Raw genomic sequence first — 10,402 nt, 5'->3', positions numbered from 1 at the left:
ACACACCCCTCCTCCCCTCTCAAGAGGGGAATCGCACAAGCCCGTGCTTTTTTCTTAGTTAATGACTATGCCTTGTACGCTTAAACCTGCGTACTTAAATTATTCGAATGAGGGTGATTAATTTACTTCTTCGTATGCAACTTCGTTAAAGCAAACTGCCCTATCCTATCGCCTTCATCAACGCCATTAGTGATAGATGGCATATAATGAATACCACCATAAAACCTGCTGATAGCCGCTTCTTCCGCCGCGGCTTTAAATGATTTGAAGTTACGGGCGGGGATAGAAAACTCCATTTCGGTTGAATCAGTAAACGAAAACTCATCGCCAAATAATTTGCTTAACACCGCTGCCGAAGCGGTGGAAACTACACTGTGCCCGCTGGTATATTCAGGAAAAGGAGGCGTTTGCAATAAAGGCATCCAGCTTTGATCGATATATTGATTGATATAAGTTTCGGGCCTGATCACTTTGCTGCGGTATTTTTCGTCCCAGCAATTGATAAAACTATCCGCGATAACCACAGCTATGCTGGCATATGCCTCCGAACTTTTTATATAATCAGCTTTAGCTTTACGGCAGGCCAGCGCGGTGATATTGATCCAATGGCCTCCCGGCGAAATTTTCTTGGTGGCAAACATCGTGTGCCCATTGATATTCACCTTAAAAGGATTATCATCCCAAAAAGTGGCAATTGTAGCTTCATCATCGGTCAGGTGCTTACCGGTATCATATACCTCCATAGCCAGCTTGTAAAAATTACTGCCGGGGATATTGCTGAAGGTAAATGGATGAGCCGGCTTAAACTGCTGGGCCGAATCAAGCAAAAACGGACGGATCTCATTCCAGTGTGGTTCAATTCCTTTCATGTAAGCCGGTGGAGTAGGCTTCCAGCTGGCATCATCAGTTTGCACATCATATTTTGACAGCGAGCGGGTATGTTTGTAGTTATCCTTGCTTGCCCACTTGATTATCCTGTCGGCAATAAGCTTACCGTATTCAATCGAGTTGTTGTATACGCTATCGGGCATTCCGGTTTCTTTAAACTCGCCCATCAGCTTGTCATGAAAACTTTCAATCCGGCCTTCGCTCATGATCAATATTTTGCCAACGGTTAAAACAGCATGAGATGCGGATAGTGTAAAGCAGTATTTTTTACCGGCGGTGGGCTTCGGTACAGAATCCAATCCTTTCAATTGCCCCTCAAGCGACTGGTAATGATTATCACCATTGCGTGCCGCCTCATATGCCGCAACACTGATATAAGCATAAATGCGGCTGGCAACGGGTGGTGAGTAAATATCATGCCGTACTACATCAGTAACATCCTTGATAGACCGGTGGATAAAGTCGGGGTTCTCGGCCGGCTTCTCCCAGCTTTTTTTACTGCATGATGAGCAGGCTATAACAACAATAAGGGCAAAGTATAATCTCTTCATTATCATGAACAGAAAGGGCTTGATCAGTTTAATTGGTTATCCCTCAAACAAGGGCTCAGACCAAAGCTAACAGTTAATAAATATTAAAATATGAGCCGATAGTAAATAACTAACTTTTGATACTATTTGCAGAATCCGGAATTGTAAAATCCATTTTCTTTACGGTGGCTTATTGCATTAAAACCAATAACTTAGAGCTTAACCAAAGCATAAACCATTAATAAATTATTAACCGTATCTGCATGATAAAAAGTTTACCCAAAGCGTTTAAACTATCTGCCTTATTGTTGTTGTTTTTAGGAGTTGGCTGTTCAAAAAAATCATCTGGCCCAACCCTGTTTAAACTGCTTGATGCATCTCAAACCGGTATCGATTTTAAGAACACGATTACCGAAAGTGATAGCATCAACATCCTCAATCACCCCTATTTGTACAATGGCGCAGGTGTTGGCGTTGGCGATTTTAACCACGACGGCTTACCCGATGTTTACTTTGCCGGTAACATGGTTGCCAATAAATTATACCTCAATAAAGGCTCGCTTACATTTAAAGATGTTACCGATGCGGCAGGCGTAGCCGGCAATGGCGATTGGTATGCGGGGGTTTCGGTAGTTGATATCAACAACGATGGCTGGCTGGATATTTACGTTTGCTCATCTTTTAAAAGTGATCCCAATCATCGCAAAAACCTGTTATACATTAACAAGGGAGCTAATAAAGATGGAGTACCGACTTTTAAAGAATCGGCTGCTGCATACGGTCTGCAGGATACCGGTTACAGTACACAGGCTGTATTTTTTGATTACGACCATGATGGCGATCTTGACATGTATTTGCTTACCAACTTTTTAGGCAAGGAAACCCCGGTAGCTTATCGCCCTAAATTAACTGATGGCAGCGCTCAGAACAACGACCGTCTTTACCGCAACAACGGCAACGGTACATTCACCAACGTAACCAAAGAAGCCGGTATCTTGATAGAGGGCTTCGGTAACTCGGTGTCTATCTGCGATGTAAATAATGATGGCTGGCCGGATGTTTACGTAGGTAACGACTTTATATCAAACGATTTACTTTGGGTAAACAATAAAAACGGAACTTTCACCAACCGTGCTGGTGAATACTTTAAGCATACAGGCTGGTCGGTAATGGGATCAGACATGGTTGACATCAACAACGATGGCAAGGCTGATCTTGTATCGCTGGAGATGCTGCCCGAAGAAAATGTGCGCAAAAAAACCATGCTGGTTGGCGATAACTATATCACCTATATCAACAATAAAAAGTTCAATTACGAGCATCAGTATATTCGCAACGTGTTGCAACTGAACCAGGGTCAAACACCTGCAGGTCACCCGCAATACAGTGAAATGGCTTACCAGGCAGGCATTTATCAAACCGATTGGAGCTGGACACCGTTGGTAGCCGACTTTGATAATGATGGCTACCGCGATATGATGATCACCAACGGCTATCCCCGTGACGTAACTGACCTTGACCACGCCCTTTACAGTAACGACCAGGGCCGTACCGTTAAAGAAAACACCACCCTTGCCGCTGCCGATTCATTTCCGGTTGTAAAAACATCAAGCTATGCGTTCAGAAACGCGGGCGGCTATTTGTTTAAAGATCAGTCAAAAGACTGGGGCATTGTAAAACCCACTTTTTCAACCGGCGGTGTTTATGCTGATCTGGATAATGACGGCGACCTCGACCTTGTGATCAACAATATTGATGATGACGCTTTTGTGTATGAAAACACGGCCAACAGCAAAACACAGGTAGCTAAAGATCATAATTACCTAACCGTTGCCCTGCAGGGCGATAGTAAAAACGTTGGCGGCATTGGCGCTACCATCCGAATCTATTACAAAGGCAATCAGCAGTTTTATGATCAGCAGCCTTGCCGCGGGTACATGAGTACAGATGATGCCCGCGGGCATTTCGGTATCGGCGCATCAACTACTGTCGACTCGTTACGAGTACGCTGGCCCGATGGTAAAACCCAACTGCTTACCAACGTAAAGGCTAACCAAACGCTCACTCTCCAATACAAAAACGCGGCGGGCTATTTTCCGCCTGATGCCGCAGGTAAAATCATCCCGGTATTTCAGGACGCAAATAATGCTACCGGTATAAAATATGTGCACCAGGAAAAAGACGCCATAGACTATAACATACAACCTACCCTACCGCACAAATTAAGCCAGTACGGGCCTGCTATTGCCGTTGGCGATGTGGACGGCAACGGCTATGATGATTTATTTGTGGGAGGCGCTGCCGGCAACAAAGGCGTATTTTTTATGCAGGATGCCAGCGGACATTTTACGATGGATAACAACCGTTTCCTGAACGAAGAGATTAAAGATGAAGAAGATATGGGAGCCCTGTTATTTGATGCCAATGGCGATGGCTTCCCGGATCTGTACATAGCAAGCGGCAGTTACGAATTTCAGAAAGGACATACCACCGCGCAGGACAGGCTTTACATCAATGATAAAAAAGGCCATTTCACCCGTGACATTACAGCGGTACCTGTAGAATACGATAACGGCTCATGTGTTCGCGCGGCAGATTTTGACGGCGACGGTGACCTTGATCTTTTTGTAGGCTCAAGATCTGTTTCAGGGGCTTATCCTTCTTCGCCGGTTAGTCACTTACTCAGGAACGATGGTGGTAAGTTTACCGATGTAACCGGTCAGCTTTGCCCGGAGCTTGTTCATGGCGGCATGATCACTGACGCCTTATGGTCGGACTTTGATAAGGACGGCAAAACCGATTTGGTAGTAGTTGGCGAATGGATGCCGGTTACTTTCTATAAAAATAACGGGCACGGTTTCAGCAAAATAAAATCGGGTATTGACGACCATGTGGGCTGGTGGAACAGCATTGTTGCAGGCGATTTTAACAATGACGGCAATATTGATTACGTAGCAGGGAACTTAGGGCAGAATTCAAACTTCAAAGCATCATTTGAACAGCCCATGACCATTATGGGTAAAGACCTGGATGGCAACGGATCTTTCGACGCCATGATATTTTGCTATCTGAAGGACGAAGACGGCTCACAAAAGCCGTTCCCGATGCATACCCGCGATGACTTGATCAGTCAGCTCATTTCTATCCGCAAAAAATACCCAAGCTACCGCGGCTTCGGTCACGCTACCATGAATGATCTGTGGAGCGATAAGGATAAAGAAGGTGCCGTGATCCTCAAAGCAACTGATATGAATACCAGCCTCATTACCGGCAAGGGCAATGGAACCTTTAGCATCAGCGCCTTACCACAAGACGCGCAAATGGCCCCCGTTTACGGCATGATAGCTAAAGATGTTGACCATGATGGTAACCTTGATCTGTTAACGGTAGGCAACGATTTTGGTATGGAACCTTTCACCGGCAGGCATGACGCTTTTATGGGCTTATACATGAAAGGTGACGGAAAAGGCGGCTTTACTCCACTGTCAATAGCCCAAAGTGGCATTTACGTGGCAGGTGATGGCAAAGCCCTGGCAAACATACAAACAGCCAAAGGCGCTTTGCTGGTAGCTACTCAAAACCAGGATAGCGTAAAAGTATTCCGCAATACCGGTGCTAACGTTGTCAAGCGATATATCAAGCTAAAACCTGATGATTTTTATGCTGATATTATCCTTAAAAACGGTAGCAAAAAACACGTTGAGTTTTATTACGGATCAACATACTTGTCGCAATCGTCACGTGTATTAGAGTTAGATGCTAACGCAGGCGATGTGACAATAACGAGTTATAATGGTAGGAAAAGGAAAGGTTAAAACAATTAAAAATATGTCATTGCGAGCGAAGCGTGGCAATCGCACGGAAGTTTAGCCGCTCTGTATAGTATGCGATTGCTTCGTGCCTCGCAATGACATAATTTAATAAACTCGCCGCCACTCGGCTGGAGCCGAGTGGCAATTATTCCCAGGCCTCTGGCCTGCTACTCCGGCTTCGGCGGCCAGAGGCCGCTTGATAGTTACCATTCGGCTGGAGCCGAGCGGTGGCTTTTTTTAGGGTAAGGGTAAAAAGAAAACGCCCGGGCAATATGCTCGGGCGTTTTCTTTAATACATAAACCCCAATTTACGGTTTAGTTTTGCTCATTGCTGAAATGCCGGCGTCGATATACTGACCGCCTACAGTTTGGTTGCAATGGATAGCTATCACATTTTTACCATTCAGTTTTATCGCGTCCTTGCTTTCCTTAGTCATTTGAATAATGGCATAGCCTGAGGTATAACCTTCTTTTACGGCAGCTTTAACACCATTGATATAAACCTCGCAGGCGTCATCATGATGTAATGACAGTACCAGGTCGTCTTTATTTACGTTGGATACATTTAGCGTAAACTCCTGCCTGATCCAGATGTCTTTGCCGTCCCATACAGTTTTTACTACAGCTCCGGGAGTGTTGGCAGTACCAAAACCGGCCTCGCCTGATTTCCATGCGCTATCGTCAAACTTTTCGCCAAACCAGCCGTCAGCAGGTTTATCAAAAGTGTATTTCCAGGTACGTGCTTTATCTTTTGATGATGGCAACACCTCGCGGATATACTCTTCATCGTGAATGATCTTATCATTTGATGCCTTGATAGTTGCAACCGGGCCTTTTACAATTTCCCTGTCGTAAGTAAGCAAGCCGTTCAGCTCAACTTCTACGTCGGTAGTTTCGGTGTATACCGCGGCGCTCAAACCTTCATTTGTTTTGTAGATCACAAGATCGTTGGCAAACTCATCATACAGGTTGGTATAAGCTTTTTGATTATCCATCATGATGTACGTCGGGCCTGTTTTCCAAACGTGACCGGGAATGATGTAACCAATGCCGCCATATTCGCCGCAGGCCAATACCTGAGTTTTGCTTGAGGGAGCAGCAGGCGGCGGATAGCTGTGAATATCCAGAAAATCGCCCACACCAAAATGACTGCCACCGCTGGCTTGATTGATTAAACGCGAATTATCCAGTTTACGCACCAGGTTCACTAATCCGGGCGTATTGTGCTGTCCTTGTGATTCATTAAATACTACCCATGTTACAATAGAAGGTGAATTCCAATGTGTTTTTATCATGCGGGTAAGTTCTGAAGCATAAGCAGCCGTATCAACCGGTGGCGTGTGCTCAGTGTAAGAATTAGCCGAAGGCATATCCTGCCAAATCATCAAACCTAATTTATCGGCCCAATAATACCAACGGTATGGCTCAACCTTAATGTGCTTACGCACCATGTTATAACCGAAATTCTTGATCATCTGCAGATCGTTTTTGATAGCCGCGTCGGTTGGCGCCGTGTAGATACCATCAGGCCAGAAACCCTGATCTAACGGACCAATCTGGAACAGAAATTTATTATTCAGGAAAAGCTTTTTGTAGCCGTCCTGCTCACCTACCGAAATTTTGCGCATACCTACGTAGCTGCTGATCGCATCAACCTTTTTGCCGCCTTTTTCAAGCGTGATATCCAGATCATACAAAAACGGCGAATCCGGCGACCATAATTTGACATTAGGAACAGACACAGTAAACTCGGTATTAGGCTTGCCTGAAGTTGTACTTACAACTTTGCTGCCGTCTTTTACTTTTACGTTAACTGTGTAACCCGCTGCAGTAGCTGCATTTACATTCAATTTTACTACTGATTGATCAATATCCGGGGTTATCCTGATATCGCTGATGTTTACTGCAGGAACAGGCTCCAACCAAACTGTTTGCCAGATACCGGTTGTTGAGGTATACATAATACCCTGCGGATGCAACGTTTGTTTACCGCGCGGAAAACCTCCGTCATCAGTAGGGTCATAAACACGCACGGTAATCTCCTGCTCGCCCGCGCCTTTAATAGCTGATGTGATATCATAGCTGAACGGATCATAACCGCCCGTATGTTTGCCAAAGCTTTTGCCATTAACAAATACTTCGCTTTCGTAATCAACCGCGCCAAAATGTAGCAGGATATGCTCACCTTTCCATGAAGCAGGAACGGTAAACTTACGACGGTACCAGATGCGGTCGTGTTGTTCCATTACGCCGGACAAAGCTGATTCAACCGGGAAAGGCACAAGGATGGTTTTCGATAACTTGCCTTTCGGCACAGCCTCGCCGGCGGTTCCTGGTTGGTATTGCCACAGGCCGTTCAGGTTCATCCATTTTTCGCGCGCCAGTTGCGGACGTGGATACTCCGGCAGTACGTTTTTCGGGTCGACATCTTTGGCAAAGCGCGTCATTAAAACGGCTTTTTTGGGCTGCCATTCCTGTGCATAGGTAAGACAGGGCAACGCGGCAGCGGCAATTACAATAAACTTTTTTATGTTCATAATTGTAGGTTATAAAGCCGGCTAAACAGTTCCGACAAACCATTTAAACCGGCCGTACAGGCTTTTGAATTAATTATTTCGCACTAAAAGTATAGGATAAATTGAACCGATTTTAACGTTTGGTTACGTTTGATTGGTTTTGAAGAAAAGTTGATACGATTTGTTGCAGGTAACAGCCCGTAAACTAAGAAGCAGGAAAGAGATTATCCTTTCCTGCTTCTTAGTTTATAATATCATTTAACGTAAAGACGCATTACATGCGTCTTTTATTGAACAACAAATCTACGGTAATTTGCATGCGGGAGACGCATGTGATGCGTTTCTACAATGAAACTACTTTGCAGGCTTCACACCTTCGCTTGTCATAATAACCCGCTTAATGCTGCCATCTTTATTGTAATACAAATAATCGATACAAACCGAACGGTGGAAACTGCCTGCATCAGGCACCAGCGCGCCGTTATGATATATAAAATACCATTGGCCTTTAAATTCAATAATAGCCTGATGATTGGTGTTCGAGTTACCTGCCAGCTCGTTAATGATCCCCTTATATTCCCAAGGACCGTTGATGCTTTTGCTCATCGCGTAAGCTATCTTTTCAGGAAATTCATAGGCGTATGACAGGTAATACCAGCCATTACGGTAATGTACCCACGGCGCTTCAGTATAATGCGGCAGGGTTACGGTTTTGATCTCGCCATCAAGCTCGGTCATGTTGCTTTTCAGCTTGGCATAGTAGCAAATGCCATTACCCCAAAACAGGTAGGCCTGTCCGTCTTTATCGATAATAACCGTTGGGTCTATATCATCCCAGGAATGTTTTACAGCTTTGGTCATGTCGTTGGTAACCAAAGCGCTGCCCCTCGCATCTTTAAACGGCCCCAGCGGACTGTCAGACACCGCGACGCCAATAGCCTTACCCGGAATAGTACCGTGTTCAACGGCTACATACCAGTAAAACTTGCCATTGCGCTCAATCACTTGCGAAGCCCATGCATCGGCTTTAGCCCATTTAAATTCTTTAACATTTAAGGGTGATGGATGCTCTGTCCAATTCACCATGTCGGTTGAAGTAAAGCAGGTCCAGTCGTGCATGGTATAACCGTTATGTCCCGGTGCTGCTTCGTCATGACCGGTGTACAGGTATACTTTATCCTTATAAACCATAGCAGCCGGATCGGCAGTGTACTTATGCCTGATAATGGGATTACCATCGGCACGGAAGGTGGTATCAAGGGTTGTAGCTTTGACTGAAGTCAAGCAGCCAAGTGCAAAACTTAATGCAATCAGGTATTGTGATATTTTCATATGTTAAAATCGCATGTTCAAGCGTCCACGCTTGAATATTACAAAATGTGAGCGTCCACGCTCACGTTATTGGTTGTTTCCGGTGAGTAAGCGTGGACGCTTACACGAAAATGGGTTCAAGCGCGGACGCTTGAACCTGCAGGATATTAAGCCCACGGCCTTTCTAATTCCCTCCCTCGGGAGGGGCGTGGTCGGTATGTGAAGTGGCAGGGAGGGGTTTATGTGCGCTGCCAGCAAGTAGGAAGATCGATGAAACCCCTCCCTACACCCTCCCAGGGGAGGGAATCGCACGGCCCTTACTTTGTTCAATCTACTTCACTCATTTCCCTACCACCGGCCATCCATCAACCCAATCCAGTTTCTCCACTCTCAACTTAGAAATCCCCTTATCCGCCGCGTCATAACCATGGAAAATGATATAATCAACTCCATCAAAAGTACTTACCCCGTTATGGCCTACACCATACCAGTTAGCGTCGCCGGCCAGCAGGATACTGCCACCGCCTTTATTCATGGCTATGCCTTCTTTATCCAGGTATGGCCCCTTCAGTTTTTTTGAACGACCGATGATCATTTTGTAAGTGCTCTTCGGCCCTTTGCAGCAATAATCTATCGAGGCAAACAGGTAAAAATATTTATCGTGTTTAAATATAAGAGGCGCTTCAATGGCATTACCTCCGGCATCAACGGGATTGCCATCAACAGCAGGCAGGTTTTCTGCCGCTGCTTTTCTGCGAGTAGCAATGGTTGGGATCTTGTTAATATCCTCCGCAACGCTTAACCTGTCTTTATTCAGCTTAACCAATTTCAGGCCATCCCAAAACGAGCCGAAAACCAGATATGGCGTTCCGTCTTTATCTGTAATTAAATTAGGGTCGATAGCATTCCAGTTGGTTTTACCGGGGACGGATTGAATTACCTTACCATGATCAACCCATTTATAGTTAGCATCATTGGTATGAAGCGTAGTATTGGTTGCTACCCCAATGGCCGATGTATTTTTGCCAAAAGCCGACACTGAATAGAACAGGTAGTATAATCCGTTGTAAAAAGAAATATCCGGAGCCCAGATATGACCTTTAAAACCGGGAATAGCATCAACCGCCCATTGTGGGGCAGCGGCAAATACCGGTTTCTCAGCCTTCCAATGCACCCTATCTGCCGACGACCACATGGCAATGCCATTACCCGTGCAAAAGATATAATAAGTACTATCCTGCCGGGTCATTACCGGGTCGTGAACCGATATATCAGTCCTTAGTTCCTGGGCATTAGTTATAATGCCCGGGAACAATAAGGATATGATCAGAAGAATCTTTTTCAA

General features: G+C 45.2%; 5 protein-coding genes. 1 reads left to right on the top strand and 4 read right to left on the bottom strand.

The window, feature by feature from the left end; all coding sequences use genetic code 11:
* Positions 1 to 122: 122 nt before the first annotated feature.
* Complete coding sequence (locus tag DEO27_RS30530; RefSeq protein ID WP_112570110.1) at positions 123 to 1,439, bottom strand: vanadium-dependent haloperoxidase; 1,317 nt, start codon at positions 1,437 to 1,439, stop codon at positions 123 to 125.
* 242 nt (positions 1,440 to 1,681) lie between these two features.
* On the opposite strand from DEO27_RS30530, the gene DEO27_RS30525 reads away from it, so the two are divergent.
* Complete coding sequence (locus DEO27_RS30525) at positions 1,682 to 5,233, top strand: VCBS repeat-containing protein (protein WP_112570108.1); 3,552 nt, start codon at positions 1,682 to 1,684, stop codon at positions 5,231 to 5,233.
* A 305-nt stretch (positions 5,234 to 5,538) separates the two neighbouring features.
* Here the strand turns inward: DEO27_RS30525 and DEO27_RS30520 are convergent, their stop codons facing one another.
* The 3 genes from DEO27_RS30520 to DEO27_RS30510 form a co-directional block, all read right to left on the bottom strand.
* Positions 5,539 to 7,767 (bottom strand): glycoside hydrolase family 2 protein, encoded by a 2,229-nt coding sequence (locus DEO27_RS30520; RefSeq protein ID WP_112570105.1) that lies wholly within the window; start codon positions 7,765 to 7,767, stop codon positions 5,539 to 5,541.
* A gap of 333 nt (positions 7,768 to 8,100) precedes the next feature.
* Positions 8,101 to 9,078: a glycoside hydrolase family 43 protein gene (locus DEO27_RS30515; RefSeq protein ID WP_112570103.1), complete on the bottom strand. Its 978-nt coding sequence runs from the start codon at positions 9,076 to 9,078 to the stop codon at positions 8,101 to 8,103.
* A gap of 319 nt (positions 9,079 to 9,397) precedes the next feature.
* The gene (locus DEO27_RS30510; protein WP_223818090.1) at positions 9,398 to 10,402 is read right to left on the bottom strand and encodes a family 43 glycosylhydrolase; all 1,005 of its coding nucleotides are present in this window, start codon (positions 10,400 to 10,402) and stop codon (positions 9,398 to 9,400) included.

The organism is Mucilaginibacter rubeus, from assembly GCF_003286415.2.
GTDB classification, from domain to species: domain Bacteria; phylum Bacteroidota; class Bacteroidia; order Sphingobacteriales; family Sphingobacteriaceae; genus Mucilaginibacter; species Mucilaginibacter rubeus_A.
This window is presented reverse-complemented; position numbering and strand designations above follow the sequence as displayed.

Bases quoted from the DNA above. Each gene is read 5' to 3' on its own strand.
- DEO27_RS30530 (WP_112570110.1), bottom strand. From the start codon at position 1,439: ATGAAGAGATTATACTTTGCCCTTATTGTTGTTATAGCCTGCTCATCA.
- DEO27_RS30525 (WP_112570108.1), top strand. From the start codon at position 1,682: ATGATAAAAAGTTTACCCAAAGCGTTTAAACTATCTGCCTTATTGTTG.
- DEO27_RS30520 (WP_112570105.1), bottom strand. From the start codon at position 7,767: ATGAACATAAAAAAGTTTATTGTAATTGCCGCTGCCGCGTTGCCCTGT.
- DEO27_RS30515 (WP_112570103.1), bottom strand. From the start codon at position 9,078: ATGAAAATATCACAATACCTGATTGCATTAAGTTTTGCACTTGGCTGC.